A 17408-nucleotide genomic window follows, 5' to 3' on the forward strand; every position below is an offset into this window, starting at 1 on the left:
GTCGTCTTCGAGCCCCACAACCGATAGGCAGGCCGCCCATGTTGATTCTCGTACCGGAAGAGCCTGTCTTCATCACCCGATTCCTGGGCATCGAGGAACCACTTCTCCACAGCCTCTACTACTTCTACCTTCGTGATCTGTCGCCCGATGAAGCGGAGGTGATCCTCCGTGCGTACGAAAGCTGGGGAGAAATACAGAAGAGGATTCCCGCTCCCTTGCGGTGGCAGACCTTGTCCGCTTCCGTGCAGGCCCCGCCGCGCCAGGAGCCGGAGGGGTACCGGCTCCACAGTCCCACTGGGAAGCGACTGGTCAGCCTGCATGCCGTAGAGGTGAGCGGCGAGCAGATCTGCTGGCTGGAAGCGTGCCACCGTCTCCTGGAAGAGGCTGAGAAAGCGAGGTTCGGGGCCCTGGCCGGCGCGCTCGGGGAAATCAGGGAGCATGGCACGAACCTGGTCGAGAACTTCCGGCGGGCCCTGAACGTCTTACGGATTCACGCCCCTCCGAAACTGCTGGCATCGCTCAAGCAGGCCGCACCGCATGGTCCTTTTCTGGATATCTCCCTGGACGGGGACCAGCAGGCCGAGTATGCGACCTACCGTGATCAGGTCGTGTTCGTGCTGAGTTCCGGTGACTGGTTCGCCTCCACCATGCACCGGGCCCTCTATCTGTGATCCCCGCCCCCTGACCGCCGCCCCCGCGCGGCGGCCGGAGACGGTCCGCTCCCGATGGCCTGGTCAGGGAGCGAGCATGAGCATGGGGTGCTGTTCCAGCAGCGCCTCGGAGACGGCGAAGCCGCCGGTGAGGCTCAGCGCGTGCGGTTCCAGCTCCGCGAGGACATGGTCGACGGCGTCGGGGAGTTCCTCGACCTGCGCGGCCGTCAACCGCCCGCGGGCCAGGAGGTCCCCACTGTGCGCGGCGAGGTGGCGGAGGGCGAACAGCCCGTGCAGTGCGCGCAGGAGGTCGCCGGACGGGCCGGGGGGAGCCTGCCCGGCGGCGGTCAGCAGGGCTTCCCCGGCGAGGCGGTGGACGTGCGCGTCAGCGAGCGCCACGGCCGGGGTGACCGTCGCGTTCCAGCGGGCCAGGGGGGAGGCGGCCCGTCGGCGAAGACGTTCCTTCGCCCGGGAGTGCGCAATGCGCTCGACGTCGGCCATGAGGTCCTGGAGGTACTGGGGATCGGCGAGGTCGCGGTCCTCGGGCGCGGTCTCGCTCTCCGGCTTCAGCTCGACACCGCCGAGCAGCATCTCGCCCCCGGCCTTCTCCATGATGACGCGGTTGTCCCCCTCGGCCGTGATCGCACCTTCGATCGACGCGAGCTGCATCGCTATGCCGTTGACCAGGGCCAGCCCCTGGGCGCCGCAGCGCTCCCGGCACTCGGTCATCACCTCGCGGGCCCGCCAGGTGATCCAGGCCTTGCTGATCGCCGTCAGCCGCTCGTACGCCTCCCGGTCATCACCGGCCGTGAGACCCCACTGCTGGACGACCGAGCGCTGGAGCAACGTGGCGGCGTAGGTCGTCGCCACGGCGTCGAGCAGGGAGGCGTGATGGCCCCGGTGGGCGATCAGCGGTACCCGCTGACCGTTGGTCATACCCGACGTGATCCGGGTGTGGGCATAGCGCATGGACACGTCGACGGCGTGGCGCATGACTCCCAGGCTGTGGGCGGTCATGCAGAGCTTGCCCATGGTGACGCGGCCGATGGACTGGAGGAAGCGCCGGCGGGGGCTTCCGAGGGAGCTGGTGAACACCCCGTCGGTGGTGAGTCGGCCGTGATCGCCCTGGAGGAGGGCATCGAACGGAAGGCGGACGTCGCGGAACGTCGTGGCGCAGTGGTCGACGGGGCTGCTTGCCGTCTGGGGCAGCGCACGCACCTCGACACCCGGCAGGGGACGGCCGGTGGAGTCGCTCAGCGGGGTCAGGAACAGGAAGACGCCGTGGTCGGATCCGTCGATGATCAGGCGCGCGGCCACGACGGCGCTCTTGGCGCCCCCGGCCGCGCTCGTGTTGGGCATGAACTTGGCCGCGGCGGGAGTGGGGGTGGTGAGCACGAAGCCCTTGGACGCCCGGTCGAATGTCGCGGTCGTCTCCATATGCACGGCGTCATTGCCATGGGCAACCTCCGTACACAGGAACGTGCCGATGCGGTCGGCGTCCACGTACTCGCTCAGGTCACGGCCGGTCGGGTCGTGGTCCGCCAGGCTGCCCAGGAAGAGGTTGTAGTGGATCGCCACGATGGTCGCCATGCCCGGGTCGACCACGCCTGCCCACTCGTGTATCGCGGTGAGCTCGACCGGGTCGTCCGCGAGGCCTTGCGGATCGCGCACCGCATCGTTGACCAGCCGCAGGCGCCGGTAGCTCAGCTCTATTCGTTCCCGGTGGGTGAGGCCTTCCTGGAAATGGAACGTGTCGCTGCTGAAGAGGCTTCTCCACCGCTCGTGGGTCGTTTTCAGCCCGCCGGAGAACAACACCTCGGCAAGCTGGGAGGAAATGACGGCGGTGTCCGGAATCTGAGAGTCAGTCACCTCCGAAAGCTAGCCCGACTGATCAATTCTGCGGGAGTGATGATCAACACGATTACCAGGGGCCGGACAGCGGTAGATGCCCCGTCGAGGCCAGTCCTTCTCGCCCCCGACCCGGCGGATCGGTGGGTCAGCCTCAGGGGAGCCGGTCCCAGGCCCTGGCGGTGACGGTCCCGTAGAGGCGGGTTGTGGTCACCGTCTGAATGCCGGGGGTGTTCCGAGTTTCCGGGTCACCGAAGACGAGCTCGCCGCCGTGGCAGGGTGGGCGGCCCAGGACACCGGGCTCGCGGGGTGGAACCGCACGGCGTAGCACGCGGTCCGAGCGCATCCGGCCCAGTACCCGCACCGGCAGGTCCTTCAGCAGGAACGCCAGCCGGGGCACGTCGTATCCAGCGTCCACCACGATCCGGATCTCCGGGTCGGTGTCATTCCACTGGCCGGCCGCGACCAGCCGCCCGACGGCCAGAACGAGCCGGCCGTCCGCCGTCCGCGCACAACACCGCGTCCACGAGTTCGAACAAGCCCTCCGCACGCCTGGTCAGACAGGAGCAGAACTCACCCCGGAAGCGCGACAGTCCTGCAATCGGATCCTGCCGGACGACGTGATACGACAGACTCATCCTCACGGCCTTCGTGCTGAGCGTTGTGTGTTCCTTGGTCGGATCACATGCTCAGCCGAAGGCCGCCCGCACGCAGGGCAGTTATCAGTCCGAGTGATCAAGTACGACGAGCCGTCCGACCCGAGGTCAAAGATCAACCCGGGCCGTGGATCGAAAGTGGATTGTGGGCTGTGAATGATCACGGTTCATGGGGCGGGGAGATCTCACGGACGAGCAGTGGGCGGTGCTGAAGCCGTTGGTGCCGAAAGGTGCCAGGGCGGGGCGGCCGCCGGTCTGGCCTCGTCGGCAGTTGATCGACGGCATACGGGCTCGGATCCGGACCGGCGTTCCGTGGGGGGACGTGCCCGTCGCGTACGGGCCGTGGGGCCGGATCTACGACCTGTTCCGCCGATGACAGCGGAACGGCACCTGGCACCGGATCCTCACCCGGCTCCAGGCCCTGACCGACGCGAAAGGCGCGATCACGTGGGACCTGAGCGTCGACTCCAGGGTCTGCCGCGCCCATCAGCATGCGGGCGGGGCCCGGAAGCAGGGCGACCTGCAGAAGGAGCCGCCGGGCGGCTGGTGTGCCGAGCCTGGTGATCACGGGCTGGGACGCTCGCGCGGCGGGTTCACAACCAAGCTGCACTTGGCCGTGGAGCAGGGCCAGAAGCCCATGTCGATCGTGGTGACGGCAGGGCAGTGCGGGGACTCGCCGCAGTTCGAATCCGTGCTGGAGAAGGTCTGCGCGCCCCGGATCGGGCCGGGCCGACCACGCGTCCGCCCCGACCGCGTGCGGGGCCGACAAGGCGTACGCCTCCCGCGAGAACCGCGCCTACCTGCGCCGCCGCGGGATCCGCTGCACCATCCTGGACAAGGCCGACCAAGCCCGCAATTGCCAGAAGTTCGGCTCCCGCGGCAGCCGGCCGCCGCGCTTCGGTCCGGCCGACTACCGCGAGCGTCACGCGGTTGAGTGCGGGATCAACCGCCCCAGCAGGAACCGCGCTGTCGCCACGCGCTACGACAAACTGGCGGTCCGCTTCGAGGCGACTGTGCTGGTCGCAGCGAACAACGAATGGCTATGACTCTCCCTCGCGCGTCATGACGTAGGTGTTCCCGATGTCGGGATCGCCGTAGAAGAAGAACAGCTTCAACTCGTCGTTCTTATCGCGGTCCACGTAGAAGGACCATGCGTATGTCGACGGTGGTTCAGGAGTCGAGGCGTCAGCGGTCGGCGAGGGGGAACGGCTCTCCACTCGGGTCCGGGCGGTCAGCGCGAGTCGGACGACCTGTCCGCCGTCGTTGTCGGTAAGTTGCCAGGCGCCCTTACCGGAGAGGCGCCAGCCGTCATCGAAGTCGAAGTCCTGTCCGTCGAGCTCTTCGAGAAGAGCAGTCCCGTCTTTGCGAAGCACCACGCGGGTCCCCTCGACGTTTTCCCAGCCCCCGTAGACCTCGGCCGCCGTGGCGTCGTGAAGGCCCGTTCCCTCGTAGTACTGGTAGGGGCCGGCGCACGCAGTCAGAGCAGCCAGAACCACCATCGACCCACCGAGGGTCGCCCCACACGCACGCAGCCTGCTTCCGCCCGCCACCAGGACCTCCCACCCTCAGCCCGCATCGTCCAACCGATAGGAGTGGGCCGGGGAGAGATACCTTGCCAGACTAGTTGAACGTGTTCAACTCTGGGGCTGGAGGGGTGACGCGTAGACGCGTACGACCCCGGCTCGTACATCCAGCGCCGCCCGCAGCCACCGATGAGCACCGCGAACAGCGTTTTCGACACACGGCCTACTCGCACTCGAACACCGCTTTCCTGTTCGTGCCTCGCTCGCCGACCCTCGACACCCTCCGTCTGGGCGGGCTCGTGGTGGCTGTGTCGTCCACTGCGGGTTTCAGGTCGGGTAACGGCGGCTCGCCTTGTGCTACGGCGCGGTGCCAGGAGTGCCGTCGCCGCGACGCCCGCGGCGACGAGGGCAAGGAGGCGGTGGCCGCGATGAGGGAAGCCGCTTCGTGCAGGGGCCAGGTCCAGGAGAAGGGACGTCGTCCGGGGCCGAGGCCGATGAGTGCACAGAGCGCCGGCACGAGCGCGATGGTGACAGGGGCGTGGGTACATGCGGCCGACGAGGTATGGGGCGATGAGCCCGATGCCCAGGCATCCGGTGGAAGTTCCTTGCTGGGGCGAGGGAGGGGCCTCTGGTTCACTTTCCCGTGTCGACGACGCCGCCCCCCGGGTTGATGCCCCTGTTCTTGCTCACCCAGGCCGTCTGCAGCATCTCGTAGTCCTCATCACTGAGAACCCGGCATGCCTCGGGCCGGTCGGGGACGGTGTATGTGCGTGTGGCACTGATGGCCTTCTTACAGTCGGCCTGCCTATCGGTTTCGGACGTGCCGCATGCGGTAAGTGCGGCCGTGAGCATGGCGATCGAGGCGACGGCGGTGCGGGTCCTCATAATTCCCCCAGGATCGCGTGGTGCGGGTGAGGCAATCATGTGATGGGCGAGGGGGCGGAGGGGAGGCTTCGGCGGCAGTTCGCGTTTCGAGCCTCGGTTCTGCTCAAAAGCTGAACGATCCTCCGGGGCCGTCGCCTCTAACGAGCCGCTGCCGGAGCGGTGGGTGATCGAGCGGACCTTCGCCCGGCCGATGCAGCACCGCCGTCTGGCAAGTGACTGACTACTCATCAGATGCCCTCTTGGCCGAAATCGCGGCCGTGACTCCTGTTTCACTGCGGACCCCGCCATGTCCGGTGAGGTCGTCCCCGTCGTCAGTCACGTCACACCGCACGGGCCGAGTCGAACCGGCGCCGAGCCTCTTCAATGTGGTCAAGGTAGGCGCGTGTCCAGGCGCACATACCGTTGACCGTGGTGCGCAGTGCCTGGCCGGCTTCGGTGAGACGGTACTCGACACGCGGCGGAACCACCGGATGAACGGTCCTGTCGACCAGCCCATCCCGTTCGAGGTGCCGCAGGGTCTGGGACAGCATCTTGTGGCTGATTCCTCCGACCTGCTTCTGCAACTCGGTGAACCGCAGGGTGCGATCGGCCAGGACGTTGATGAGCAGCAACGCCCATTTGTTGGCCACGCCCGAGAAAATCTCACGGGCCAGCGAGTCGGCACGGGTGAGATCCGTGTCGGCCGGATCACGGGTGGAGTGCTTGGTTACCACGGGGTGCCCTTCTCACGGAAAGGTGCGTTCTTCCAGTTCGGAGCATACTCTCCTACGGTTACTCCGTATCTGCTGGAGACTGAGGCAGCCTGCACGGAGGAGCAACGATGATCCTTAAGACGTACGCCCGCCTTTGGGCCGACGACCTGAGCACGACCCTTCCCCTGCTGGAGCGCTTGACGGGAGCCCGTCCGGACTTGCACTTCGCCTTCGATGGGGTCGAACTCGCCGCCGTCGGTGACTTCCTGGTCATCGCCGGACCTGCGGAGGAACGCGCTCGATATGCCCACGCCACGGCCACAGTGATCGTCTCCGACCTGGACCATGCACGTGAGGCACTGGACGAGGCTGGCGCCGAGATCACCGCGGAGGAAGCGACCAGCGCGACCGGCCGCTTCCTCTACGCCCGTCATCGGGGCGGAGTGGAGGCCGAGTACGTCGAATGGAAGCCGGAGGTGCGGCGTCGGGTGCTCGGAGCGTAGGTGTCGGCCGGCCCTTGGGAGAGGGCTGAGGTGAGACTGCGCCGCTCCTTGACCGGTTAGCGGCAGCCAGCTACCTCACGGCATCGGTCACCGGACCGCGCAGGCGCCGCCGACAAGTGAGTGCGCATCCGAGGGTGAGGAAGGCTTCGTGGACGTCATCGCGGATCTCCCAGCGGATCCGTAGTCGGCGGAACCAGTACAGGTGGGCGCATGAGCGCTCCACCACCGCGTTGGGTGCCCAGTCCCGAGCCGTGCTCGGTTCCGCGCCGGGCGCCCGCCGGCTTCACGCCGAGCTCCCAGACCAGGCGGCGGTATGCGTCGTGGTCGTAGCCGCGCTCACCCAGCACCACATCCGGGCGGCGCCGGGGCCGGCCCCGCTTGCCCCGCGCGGACGGCACGTCCTGGCGGAGTGGGATCAGCTGAGTGACGTCGTGGAGGTTGCCGCCGGTCAGGGTCGCGGCGAGCGGGATCCCGGTGACGTCGGTGATCAGATGGTGCCTGCTGCCCGTCCTGCCCCGGTCAACAGGGCTCCTTCCCGCCTTGGAGCACTCTTTGATGCGCGGATGCGGGAACCGTCGACAACCTCCCGGGAAGAATCCACGGCGTTCGCGCTGCGGAGCCTGGCGAGGAGGGCCCCGTGCAGTCGCAACCACACCTCGGCCTCGGTCCACTAGGCCAGCCGGTGCCCGCAGGTCATGCCGGAGCCGGAGCCGAGTTCCTGCGGGAGGTGTTTCCAGGTGATTCCGGTGTGCAGGACGAACCGGATGCCCTGGAACACGACCCGGTCCGAACGCCGCTTGTGCCCGGGGGGCCGGGCCCGGCGCTCAACCTTGGGCAACAGCGGCTCGATCGCCGCCCACCACTCGTCATCGACCTCCCACGGATTCGGCCGAGCCACCCCGCGCCCCCGGATCATCAGTCCCGGAGCGATCCAATCACCTGGCAGATCATTCCGTCAGGGATGCCGGAGCCCTCGGCCGAGCCCCGGACAGCGCGGACGTCATGACCGGGATCCAGATGGCCGAGACGATCGCGGCATTGGTTCCTTAGGACCTGCACGTGTCCGAGCGGGGCAGTTCGGACGGGCTCGGGCACGCGGTGGTGGATGACGGCCACGGGAAATCCCTGGTGGACGTGACCGTCCAATCCGCGGACGGGCGTCAGTCCACGCCGCACGGGTCGCCGCCGTGACGGCGGCGACCCTCCGGGCGGTCACCCAGCAGCCATCCGTATCAGGAGGACAGCGTCCAGCGCTGGTTGCTGCCGTTCGAGCAGGTGTAGAGCTGGAGCTGGGTGCCGTTGGCGGTGCCCGCGCCCACGGCGTCGAGGCAGAGTCCCGACTGGACGCCGACGATGGATCCGTCGGAGTTGACGCGCCACTTCTGGTTGTCGGCACCCCAGCAGCCGTAGATCTGGACCTTGGCGCCGTTGCCGGCGGCGTCCAGGCACTTGTTGCCGTAGACCCGCAGCTCACCGGCGGAGGTCAGCTCCCACTGCTGGTTGGTGGCGCTGTGGCAGTCGTACAGCTGGACCGCGGTACCGTCCGCGGTGGCGGAGTTGGGCACGTCCACGCAACGGCCCGAGCCGACACCCTTGAGCTGTCCGCTCCGGCCGCCGCCACCACCGTCGCCGCCGCCACCGGACGAACCGCTGTTGAGAGCGTTGAGGACAGAGCTGTAGGCCGACTTCTTGCTGCCGTCGTTGTTGAACAGCAGCGGCGCGTCTCCGGAGCGCCAGGAGTCGGAGTCACGGACGCCCCAGACGGTGATGCCGAGGCAGCGCGAGACGGCCAGGCAGTCGTTGACCACGTTCGCGTAGGTCGTGGCCGAGGCGCCCTGGATGTCGAGTTCGGTGATGGCCACGTCGACGCCGAGCGCGGCGAAGTTCTGCAGCGTGGTGCGGAAGTTGCTGTCGTAAGGGCTGCCGCTGTTGAAGTGCGACTGGAAGCCCACACAGTCGATCGGCACGCCGCGCGACTTGAAGTCCCGGACCATGTTGTACACGCCCTGGGTCTTGGCCCAGTTCCAGTTCTCGATGTTGTAGTCGTTGTAGCAGAGCTTGGCAGCCGGGTCGGCGGCCCGCGCGGTGCGGAAGGCGACCTCGATCCAGTCGTTGCCGGTGCGCTGCAGATTGGAGTCGCGGCGGCCGCCCGAGTTCCCGTCGGCGAAGGCCTCGTTCACGACGTCCCACTGGGCGATCTTGCCCTTGTAGTGGGCCATCACGCCGTTGATGTGGTCGTTCATCGCCTGGCGGAGCGAGCTGCCGCTCAGGCTCTGCATCCAGCCGGGCTGCTGGGAGTACCAGGCCAGCGTGTGACCGCGCACCTGCTTGCCGTTCTGAACCGCCCAGTTGTAGACGCGGTCGGCGCTGGTGAAGTTGAACTGCCCCCGCTGCGGCTCGGTGGCATCGATCTTCATCTCGTTCTCGGCCGTCACCATGTTGAACTCACGGGACGCGATCGAGGTGTACGCCGAGTCGCCGAGCTTGCCCGAGGCGACGGCGGTACCGAAGTAGCGGCCGCTCTGCGCCGCCGCGGCACCGAGCGTGGTCTCGGCGGCGTGTGCGTTCGACGGTGCGACCAGTGCGGCGGACGTACCCAGGACGCCGACGAGCAGCGCCGGCAGCAGAGCGCGGAGTGGACGGCCGAGAGCAAATCTCGGAAGGGCGTAGGAGCCCATGACTGTGCCTCCAAACTAGAAGTCGCGGAAAGAACCGGATCGCGGCGGCTGCGTCGTCCGTCCTCATGCGGTCGACGGACGGCAGGCCGGCGCGTGCGCGGATCTGTCGTGCGGCTGTGCGTGGGTCTGCCGGACGGCAGAGGTCCCCCGGAGTCGCCCCGGGGCGGGGCGTCCCGAATCACGTCCGGTGTCTCAGACAGGGATGATTGAGGCATTGACCGTGGACCGTCAATACCTCGCACAGAAATTGTTTGCGCTCACATTTCGAAACTTTTCGAAGTGCAGGTGAGAGCGGGTCGGGCGCCTCGGCGCAGCCACCGCAAGTCGACTCAAACCCGCTGAAGGGCTACGTCCGCGCTTCGCAGCCTCATGCCCGGCCCACCGGGGCGAGGTCAATCGCAACCAGATCTGCCAGACACCTTGACTGCGCGCGCTCACATTCCTAGCTTGTGGCGTCATGAGAACGAAGCCTGCTCGAAATGTTTCGACGATGCTTCGACCTTACGACCCCACACCCACCCCGCCCGACGGGTCACCCCCGCCCGCCTTCGCCCAGGAGGTCCTTTGATGTGGTTCCGCCATCCGTCCCCACTCCGTCCGGGGCGCCTGCTCGCGCTCCTCGCACCGTTGTTGCTCGTGGCCGGCTTCCTCGGAGCCCAGCCCGCCGCCGCGGCGACCGTCGATCCCAGCGCCTCGTACGTACTGGTCAACCGCAATAGCGGCAAGGCCCTGGACGTCTACAACCTGGCGACCGAGGACGGCGCCCGCATCACCCAGTGGACCCGGAACGATCAGAACCAGCAGCAGTGGCAGTTCGTCGATTCCGGAGGCGGCTACTACCGCGTCAAGTCCGTCCACTCGGGCAAGGTGCTGGACGTCCACAACTGGTCCACCGCCAACGGCGGCTCGATCGTCCAGTGGGCCGACCTGAACGCCACCAACCAGCAGTGGAAGCTGGCCGACAGCTCGGACGGCTACGTGAGGCTCATCTCACGGCACAGCAACAAGGCGCTCGAAGTGCAGGGCGCCTCCACGGCCGACAACGCGAACGTCGTCCAGTACGACGACTGGGGCGGCACCAATCAGCAGTGGAAGCTGGTCAAGGCCGGCGGCGGCACCTCCGGCACGTGCAGCCTCCCGTCGGCCTACCGCTGGGCGTCGACGGGCGCACTGGCACAGCCCAAGCAGGGATGGGCGTCGCTCAAGGACTTCACGGTCGTCCCCTACAACGGCAAGCAGCTCGTCTATGCGACGACGCACGACACCGGGTCGAGTTGGGGTTCGATGAACTTCAGCCTGTTCACCAACTGGTCGGAGATGGCCTCGGCCGGCCAGAACACGATGTCGTCGGCGACCGTCGCGCCCACGCTCTTCTACTTCGCGCCGAAGAACATCTGGGTGCTCACCTACCAGTGGGGCGGGAGCGCCTTCTCCTACCGGACGTCGAGCGACCCCACCAACCCCAACGGCTGGTCCGCCCCGCAGGTGCTCTTCTCCGGGAGCATCGGCGACTCCGGAACCGGACCCATCGATCAGACGCTCATCGGTGACGGGACGAACATGTACCTGTTCTTCGCCGGCGACAACGGCAAGATCTACCGGGCCAGTATGCCGATAGGGAACTTCCCCGGCAGCTTCGGGACGTCCTCCACCGTGGTCATGAGCGACACGACGAACAACCTCTTCGAAGCCCCGCAGGTCTACAAGCTGCAGGGACAGGACCGGTACCTCATGATCGTCGAGGCGATCGGTGCGCAGGGCCGCTACTTCCGCTCGTTCACGGCCACCAGCCTGAACGGTTCGTGGACCCCCCAGGCCGCGACCGAGAGCAATCCGTTCGCCGGCAAGGCCAACAGTGGCGCCACCTGGACCAACGACATCAGCCATGGCGAACTGATCCGCACCAGCGCCGATCAGACCATGACCGTCGACCCCTGCAACCTGCAGTTGCTCTACCAGGGCCGCAGCCCCAGCTCCGGCGGGGACTACGGCCTCCTGCCCTACCGCCCGGGTCTGCTGACACTGCAGCGCTGACGGGACGGCGCGGCCGGCTCGGTCACCCACCGAGCCGGCCGCGCACGGCCTCGTCTCCCTCACGGCCACTTCCGCGGGGCGGCGGGGGCGACGATCCGCCCCGCCCGGCGGAGCTGCCAGTGGCCGTCGTCCTCGCCGCGCTCTTCTTCGCCGCATTCGCGGACTCGCGGACTCGCGGACTCGCGGACTCGCGGACTCGCGGACTCGCGGACTCGCGGACTCGCTGACTCGCTGACTCGCTGACTCGCTGACTCGCTGACTCGCTGACTCGCTGACTCGCTGACTCGCTGACTCGCTGATGGTCCGTCGGACGGCGCTCTCCGTCGACCTCCCGACGTCACCACCTCGGCCTCCTGAGCCCCTCCCACCTCCGGAGACCTTTACACCCCGGACGGGCAGGAGGAGCATCCTCCCATCGTTGACAACGTTGTCGGCCCGGCGCATCGTCCACATGGCCTACGCCCAGGTGCCCCCGCTCACCCTGGTAGACCCGAGGCCGACAGCTCGCCCCGGGACGGTCAGGTCCCCCTCCTGATCCCCACGGATCTCTCCGCCTCGCGTCCCCACCCCGACAGTTGTATCGATCACGCGCGATGGACGGATCACGAGACGGTCCGGCCGACGGTGTTTCGGCCACATTCGGGAGTACGGGGAGAGGCTCGGCCCGACGGCCGGGGCTCTCGCCACTTCCGTGATCGCCAGACCCTCGGACACGGCCCCGCCCGAGGTCCCGCACCGGGTGCGGCGCTGTCCCCGCACCGGCGGGCGGTCGCCGTCCCCGGCTTCCGACAGGGGCTTCGGACCTTCAGGTCTACGCCACGATGCGCGGCCATGGCGACAGATCTGGACAAAAAACCCTTGGACCCCCGGGCACTCGTCGCGGGAGACTCCGTTCGCTCACCCACCACCTGGACGAAACGGGTCTTGATGGGATCAATCGAAGCCAAGGACGGGCTGCCGAGCAAGGGTTCGGTCCTCCTCGCACTCCGCTACTACACCCGGGAACTCTCCCGGCTCCGCCTGCTGGCCGCACCGGCGCTGCTGCTGCCGGCCCTGGGCAACATCGGCCTCTACTACGTCTCCCCGCTGATCGTCGCGAAGCTCGTGGGCCACGTGGCCGGGAACGACGCGGGCACCGTCGACCTCGGGGCGATACTCCCCTACGTCCTCGGCTTCGCCGGGGTACTGCTGTTCTCGGAGACGCTGTGGCGCGTGGGACTGCACTGTCTGAACCGCCTCGAGGGGCGGGGCATCGAGCACCTCTACGTCACCGGTATGGATGAACTCTTCGTCAAGGACTCCGCGTTCTTCCACGACAACTTCGCCGGATCGCTGACCAAGCGAATGCTGAGTTTCGCGTCGCGGTTCGAGGAGTTCGTCGACACGCTGACCTTCTCCGTCATGGGCAGTCTCGTGCCGCTGACCTTCGCCTCCGTGGTGCTGTGGAGTTACGACCCGCTGCTCGTCGTCGGACTCCTGACGCTCATCGTGCTCACGGCACTGATCGTGACACCGCTGATCCGGCGCCGTCAGACGATCGTCGCCGCGCGGGAGCAGGCGATCGCCCGGGTGTCGGGCCACGTCGCCGACAGCCTGATGAACATGGACACGGTCCAGTCCTTCGCCGCCGAGGACCGCGAGGCCGCCGAACACCGCTCCCGGGTCAGGGAGTCGTGCCGGCTCATGGTCCGTTCGTGGGACTACGGCAATCTGCGCATCGACACCCTGGTCGCGCCGCTCTCGGTGCTGACCAACGTGGTGGGTCTCGTGCTCGCCGTCACCCTCGCGGGTGGCAGTCTCGGGGTGGAGGCGATCATCGTCGCCTTCACCTACTACTCCAACGCCACGCGGATCATGTTCGAGTTCAACCAGATCTACCGCCGCCTGGAGAGCTCGATGACGGAGGCGGCCCAATTCACCGAGTTGCTGCTGGTGCCCCCCACCGTGCTCGACCCTCCCTGCCCCGAACCGCTGCTGCGCGCGGAGGCGGACGTCCGCTTCGAGAAGGTGACCTTCGCCCACGGCGGCGGCAAACCGCTCTTCGACGCTCTAGATCTGGAGGTCGCCGGGGGGACGAAGATCGGTCTCGTCGGCCGGTCGGGCGGCGGCAAGACCACGCTCACCCGGCTCCTGTTGCGGATGACGGACATCGAGGCGGGCCGCATCCTCGTCGGCGGCCAGGACATCAGCCGGCTACGCCGGGCCGACCTGCGGAGCCGGATCGCGTACGTCCCACAGGATCCGGCGATGTTCCACCGCACCCTGCGGGAGAACATCGCCTTCGCCCGGCCGGACGCAAGCGAGGCCGAGATCCGCCGGGCGGCCGAAGCGGCCCACGTCACGGAGTTCGCCGACGCGCTTCCGGACGGCTTCGACACCATGGTGGGCGAGCGGGGAGTGAAGCTCTCCGGGGGGCAGCGCCAGCGGGTCGCCCTCGCGCGGGCCATCCTCCGCGACGCGCCGATCCTGCTGCTCGACGAGGCGACCAGCGCTCTGGACTCCGAGAGCGAGATCCTCGTGCAGGACGCCCTGTGGCGGCTCATGGACGGACGTACGGCCCTGGTGGTGGCGCACCGCCTGAGCACGGTCGCCACCATGGACCGGCTCGTCGTCCTCGACCGCGGCCGGATCGTCGAGCAGGGCACGCACCAGGAGTTGCTCACGGCCGACGGCGCCTACGCCAAGCTGTGGCAGCACCAGTCGGGAGGCTTCCTCGACGAGACCACCCCCGCGGACCCCGTCGCCGATCGCGTGGCGGATCCCGTCGCGGGTTCCGTCACCGGTGCTGTCGCGGAGGCCGAGATGTGCTGATCCCGTGGGTGGCGGACGAGGTCGGTGCCGCCGCCCACCCCCACTCCGGCGGTGACGGTGCGGGACGGCGTCGGCGCCCGTCCCGCTTCTCGCTTCCGGCTTCCCGCTTCCCGCTTTCACGGGGTCTGCCCGCGTGTACACACGGAACCGGACATACGAGGCGTTCTACCGTTCACCGATGCGATACGTGCCCTGGTGGGTTCTCTTCTCCTCGGTCTGCGCTCCGATCCTGCTCGTCGGAGGCTGGTCGGTCTCGGCGGAACTCGAAGGGCCCGGCTACGACCCGGCCTCGACCACCATCAGCATCCTCGCCGCCGACGGGACCCGCGGTTACTGGGTGATGACCTCGGCGCTCGTGGCCCTGGGGGTCTGCCACGTGGTGACCGCCTGCGGGCTGCGGCCGGCCGCGCCGTTCGGCCGGGCGGCACTGGCGGGCGGCGGCCTTTCGGCGATGCTGCTGGCGCTCTTCCCGGCACCGGCCAGCGGCGGTTCCCTGGCGCACGGTGTGGTGGTGACGGTGGGGTTCTCGCTTCTGGCCCTGTGGCCGGTCCTGGCGGTGCGCCGGGGTGTCGCAGCGGCGCGGCACTCGCCGGGGCGGTTGGTGCCGGTCACCGGAAGGACCGTGCCGTGGGGTCTGCGGCCCGGCCCTTCCGTCGGGGCAGCCACGCTGATATGGCTGGGCGGGGCGTGGTTCCTGCTGGCTCTCCATGTCCTCGACACGGCCGGGGCCGCGGAACGCGTCATCACCTTCGTCCAGTCGTTCTGGCCCCTCGTCGTGGTCCTGTCCTGCGCGCGGTGGGCGGGGATCGGCGGTCCACGCGGCTGAGCGCCTTCCGTCGGTCCCCCCACCCCGCTCGCCGGCGGACGCCGGACCCGTCAGCTCCGCCAGGTGGGCAGGGCCGGCAGCGGACCGGGCGGATCGACCGCCGCTCCTTCCCCACCGGTACGGCCGGTCAGCCAGCCGAGAAGCTCCGCTCCCGAGCCCGTCACGCGCGGCCCGCGGCCGTCGCCGATCACGTACGTCGCTCCCCCGACGAGCAGCACCATGGAGGGGGCGTCGACGCGCCCGGCCAACTCCTCGACGGTCGAGGGAAGTTCCCGGTCCACGAAGGCTGGTGGCCAGTCCGCCGGCCGGTGACCGGTCCGCAGATCGGTGTGGTGTACCTCGACCTCGCGCAGCATGCTGGCGACCGCACCGCGTACGGGCCGCATGCCGCCGCCCAGCCAGCGGACCGGTACGTCCCAGCCGTCCTCGGGGTGTTCGGCGGCGGCCCGGAGGAACCGGCGCAGGGCGGTGGCGAGGTCCTCCGCGAGCGCGGCGGCGGACCGGCCGGCGCCCTCCTCGATCTCCCGCTCCCGATGGGCTTCGTCGGTGTACTGGGGCACGTCGGCGCCCGTGCGGGCCGCGGCGAGCAGTCGGGACCGGGAGTCGGCGCTGCGCGCCACGTGGGTGAGCACATGGGCGCGGCTCCATCCGGGAAGCAGCGACGGGGCTCGTACGTCCTCGTCCCCGAAGGCCGCCGCCGAGGCGAGCAGCGACGTCACGGAGGTGCGCAGTCCGGGCAGGAGGTCGGCGGGGGCGGGTGTCTCGTCGGTGGCCATACGGTCTCCTCGGTGCGGGGCCTCTGTCTCCTGTGCTGTGTGCCCCTTTACGGGCGGCGGAGTCACGTACCCCTTCCCTGTTTCCTTGCGGGTCGCGAGGCGGGTCACGCGGCTCCGGGCGACCGGCGCGGCATCCGGGGGACCGCTCCGTTTCGGTGCCGCTCGCCGGGTATACGGCTCCTCATGAGCCACTCCCCCACCGCGCGCCCGGGTCCTCCCGCGGCAGATTCCCCCACACCCCTGAAGAAGGCGCTCACCACCCCGCTGCTCTACTTCTTCATCCTGGGCGACGTGCTCGGCGCCGGCGTCTACGTCCTGGTCGGCGAGGTCGCCGCCAAGTCAGGGGGCGCGGTCTGGGCGCCGCTGCTCGTCGCCCTGGGCCTGGCCCTGCTGACCGCCTGCTCGTACGCGGAGTTGGTCACGAAGTACCCGCGCGCGGGTGGCGCGTCGCACTACGCGACCTTGGCGTACGGGCCGTTCGCCGGGTTCTTCGCCGGTTTCTGCATGCTCGCCGCCGGCGTGGTCTCGGTGGCCGCGCTCGCCCGGGGGTTCGGTGGCGACTACCTCTCGGAGTTCGTCACCCTTCCCGTGGTGCTGGTGACGGTCGTCTTCCTGGCGGCGTTGGCGCTGCTGAACGCGCGGGGCATCAGCGAATCGACGCGGGCCAACGTGGTGGCCACGCTCATCGAGGTGGGTGGACTGATCCTGGTGATCGGGCTGGGCGCCTGGCTGGTTCTGCGCGGCGACGGGGACCTCGGCAGGCTGACCGATCTGGGGACCCCGACCGAGGGGCCGGTGGCCGCCCTGCTCAGCGGCGCGGTCCTGGCCTACTACTCCTTCGTCGGGTTCGAGACGTCGGTCAACGTGGCCGAGGAGACCCTCAATCCCCGCCGCTCGTATCCGCGGGCTCTCTTCGGCGCGCTGATCACGGCCGGTGCCGTGTACGCCCTGGTCGGAGCGGTCGCCGCGGCGGCCGTTCCGACGGAGCGGCTCGCCGGGTCCAGCGGGCCGCTCCTGGAAGTCGTGCGCGCCGCCGGCGGAGTGCCCACGGAGGTCTTCAGCGCCATCGCCCTGGTGGCGGTCGCGAACGGCGCACTGCTCACCGGCATCATGTCCTCGCGGCTGGCGTTCGGCATGGCGCGGGACGGTCTCCTGCCCCGTTTCCTGACGGCGGTGCTGCCCGGCCGGCGTACGCCGTGGGCCGCCATCGCCACGACTACCGCACTCGCCCTGCTCCTCGCGCTGACCGGTGACGTGTCCACGCTCGCCTCGACGCTGGTGCTCCTCCTTCTCGTGGTCTTCTTCATCGTGAACACCGCGCTCCTGGTCCTGCGCAAGGACACGGTCGGCCACGACCACTTCCGGGCGCCGACCGTCGTACCGTTCCTCGGCGCCGCCTCCTGCGTCGGGCTCGCCACGCAGGTGGAGGGCGACGTCTGGCTGCGCGGGCTGATCGTGCTGGCCGTGGGCGCGGCCCTGGGCGCGGTCGCCGCGGTACGCGCGCGGCGTGCGGGCTGAGCGGAGCG

General features: G+C 68.9%; 12 protein-coding genes and 3 pseudogenes. 7 read left to right on the forward strand and 8 right to left on the reverse strand.

The features are described from left to right. The first annotated feature begins 38 nt into the window (after window positions 1-38). A complete protein-coding gene (locus tag PZB77_RS02240) occupies window positions 39-671 on the forward strand; it encodes a hypothetical protein (RefSeq protein WP_275490813.1) in 633 nt (210 codons plus the stop codon). 63 nt (window positions 672-734) lie between these two features. On the opposite strand, the gene PZB77_RS02245 is transcribed toward PZB77_RS02240, so the two are convergent. Both PZB77_RS02245 and PZB77_RS02250 read right to left on the reverse strand, forming a co-directional pair. Then, window positions 735-2519, reverse strand: coding sequence for an acyl-CoA dehydrogenase (locus PZB77_RS02245; RefSeq protein WP_275490814.1), 1785 nt, complete (start codon window positions 2517-2519; stop codon window positions 735-737). A 113-nt stretch (window positions 2520-2632) separates the two neighbouring features. Continuing rightward, window positions 2633-3136 (reverse strand): annotated as a pseudogene (locus tag PZB77_RS02250) (transposase); the annotation flags it as partial. A gap of 187 nt (window positions 3137-3323) precedes the next feature. On the opposite strand from PZB77_RS02250, the pseudogene PZB77_RS02255 reads away from it, so the two are divergent. Continuing rightward, a pseudogene (locus PZB77_RS02255) lies at window positions 3324-4200 on the forward strand (IS5 family transposase). Here PZB77_RS02255 and PZB77_RS02260 read toward each other — a convergent pair. From PZB77_RS02260 to PZB77_RS02270, 3 genes are all read right to left on the reverse strand, one after another. Further along, complete coding sequence (locus tag PZB77_RS02260; RefSeq protein WP_275490815.1) at window positions 4195-4653, reverse strand: hypothetical protein; 459 nt, start codon at window positions 4651-4653, stop codon at window positions 4195-4197. The pseudogene PZB77_RS02255 and the gene PZB77_RS02260 sit on opposite strands and share 6 nt — an antisense overlap. A 657-nt stretch (window positions 4654-5310) precedes the next feature. After that, window positions 5311-5562 carry a hypothetical protein gene (locus PZB77_RS02265; RefSeq protein ID WP_275490816.1) on the reverse strand — a complete coding sequence of 84 codons (252 nt, stop codon included), beginning with the start codon at window positions 5560-5562 and terminating at the stop codon, window positions 5311-5313. A 320-nt stretch (window positions 5563-5882) separates the two neighbouring features. Then, a complete protein-coding gene (locus PZB77_RS02270) occupies window positions 5883-6275 on the reverse strand; it encodes a helix-turn-helix domain-containing protein (protein ID WP_275490817.1) in 393 nt (130 codons plus the stop codon). Window positions 6276-6382: 107 nt separating this feature from the next. Here PZB77_RS02270 and PZB77_RS02275 point away from each other — a divergent pair, with 107 nt between their 5' ends. After that, window positions 6383-6757, forward strand: coding sequence for a VOC family protein (locus tag PZB77_RS02275; protein WP_275490818.1), 375 nt, complete (start codon window positions 6383-6385; stop codon window positions 6755-6757). A gap of 70 nt (window positions 6758-6827) precedes the next feature. Here the strand turns inward: PZB77_RS02275 and PZB77_RS02280 are convergent. After that, a pseudogene (locus PZB77_RS02280) lies at window positions 6828-7673 on the reverse strand (IS5 family transposase). Window positions 7674-7989: 316 nt separating this feature from the next. Continuing rightward, entirely contained in the window at window positions 7990-9435 is a 1446-nt protein-coding gene (locus tag PZB77_RS02285) for an endo-1,4-beta-xylanase (RefSeq protein WP_275490819.1), read from the reverse strand. 567 nt (window positions 9436-10002) lie between these two features. Here PZB77_RS02285 and PZB77_RS02290 point away from each other — a divergent pair. From PZB77_RS02290 to PZB77_RS02300, 3 genes are all read left to right on the forward strand, one after another. After that, on the forward strand, window positions 10003-11469 hold the full coding sequence (locus PZB77_RS02290) for a non-reducing end alpha-L-arabinofuranosidase family hydrolase (protein ID WP_275490820.1): 1467 nt from the start codon (window positions 10003-10005) through the stop codon (window positions 11467-11469). Between the two features lie 927 nt (window positions 11470-12396). After that, window positions 12397-14280, forward strand: a complete 1884-nt coding sequence (locus PZB77_RS02295; protein ID WP_275490821.1) for an ABC transporter ATP-binding protein — start codon at window positions 12397-12399, stop codon at window positions 14278-14280. Window positions 14281-14458: 178 nt separating this feature from the next. Next, window positions 14459-15106, forward strand: a complete 648-nt coding sequence (locus PZB77_RS02300) for a DUF998 domain-containing protein (RefSeq protein WP_275490822.1) — start codon at window positions 14459-14461, stop codon at window positions 15104-15106. A gap of 50 nt (window positions 15107-15156) precedes the next feature. On the opposite strand, the gene PZB77_RS02305 is transcribed toward PZB77_RS02300, so the two are convergent. Continuing rightward, on the reverse strand, window positions 15157-15882 hold the full coding sequence (locus PZB77_RS02305) for a maleylpyruvate isomerase family mycothiol-dependent enzyme (protein ID WP_275490823.1): 726 nt from the start codon (window positions 15880-15882) through the stop codon (window positions 15157-15159). A 183-nt stretch (window positions 15883-16065) separates the two neighbouring features. Here PZB77_RS02305 and PZB77_RS02310 point away from each other — a divergent pair, with 183 nt between their 5' ends. Next, a complete protein-coding gene (locus tag PZB77_RS02310) occupies window positions 16066-17400 on the forward strand; it encodes an APC family permease (protein ID WP_275490824.1) in 1335 nt (444 codons plus the stop codon). Window positions 17401-17408 lie beyond the last annotated feature (8 nt).

The organism is Streptomyces sp. AM 2-1-1 (assembly GCF_029167645.1).
In the GTDB taxonomy this organism is placed as follows: domain Bacteria; phylum Actinomycetota; class Actinomycetes; order Streptomycetales; family Streptomycetaceae; genus Streptomyces.

Bases quoted from the DNA above. Each gene is read 5' to 3' on its own strand.
- PZB77_RS02290 (WP_275490820.1), top strand. From the start codon at position 10,003: ATGTGGTTCCGCCATCCGTCCCCACTCCGTCCGGGGCGCCTGCTCGCG.
- PZB77_RS02305 (WP_275490823.1), bottom strand. From the start codon at position 15,882: ATGGCCACCGACGAGACACCCGCCCCCGCCGACCTCCTGCCCGGACTG.
- PZB77_RS02275 (WP_275490818.1), top strand. From the start codon at position 6,383: ATGATCCTTAAGACGTACGCCCGCCTTTGGGCCGACGACCTGAGCACG.
- PZB77_RS02260 (WP_275490815.1), bottom strand. From the start codon at position 4,653: ATGGTGGTTCTGGCTGCTCTGACTGCGTGCGCCGGCCCCTACCAGTAC.
- PZB77_RS02310 (WP_275490824.1), top strand. From the start codon at position 16,066: ATGAGCCACTCCCCCACCGCGCGCCCGGGTCCTCCCGCGGCAGATTCC.
- PZB77_RS02285 (WP_275490819.1), bottom strand. From the start codon at position 9,435: ATGGGCTCCTACGCCCTTCCGAGATTTGCTCTCGGCCGTCCACTCCGC.
- PZB77_RS02265 (WP_275490816.1), bottom strand. From the start codon at position 5,562: ATGAGGACCCGCACCGCCGTCGCCTCGATCGCCATGCTCACGGCCGCA.
- PZB77_RS02295 (WP_275490821.1), top strand. From the start codon at position 12,397: ATGGGATCAATCGAAGCCAAGGACGGGCTGCCGAGCAAGGGTTCGGTC.
- PZB77_RS02300 (WP_275490822.1), top strand. From the start codon at position 14,459: ATGCGATACGTGCCCTGGTGGGTTCTCTTCTCCTCGGTCTGCGCTCCG.
- PZB77_RS02240 (WP_275490813.1), top strand. From the start codon at position 39: ATGTTGATTCTCGTACCGGAAGAGCCTGTCTTCATCACCCGATTCCTG.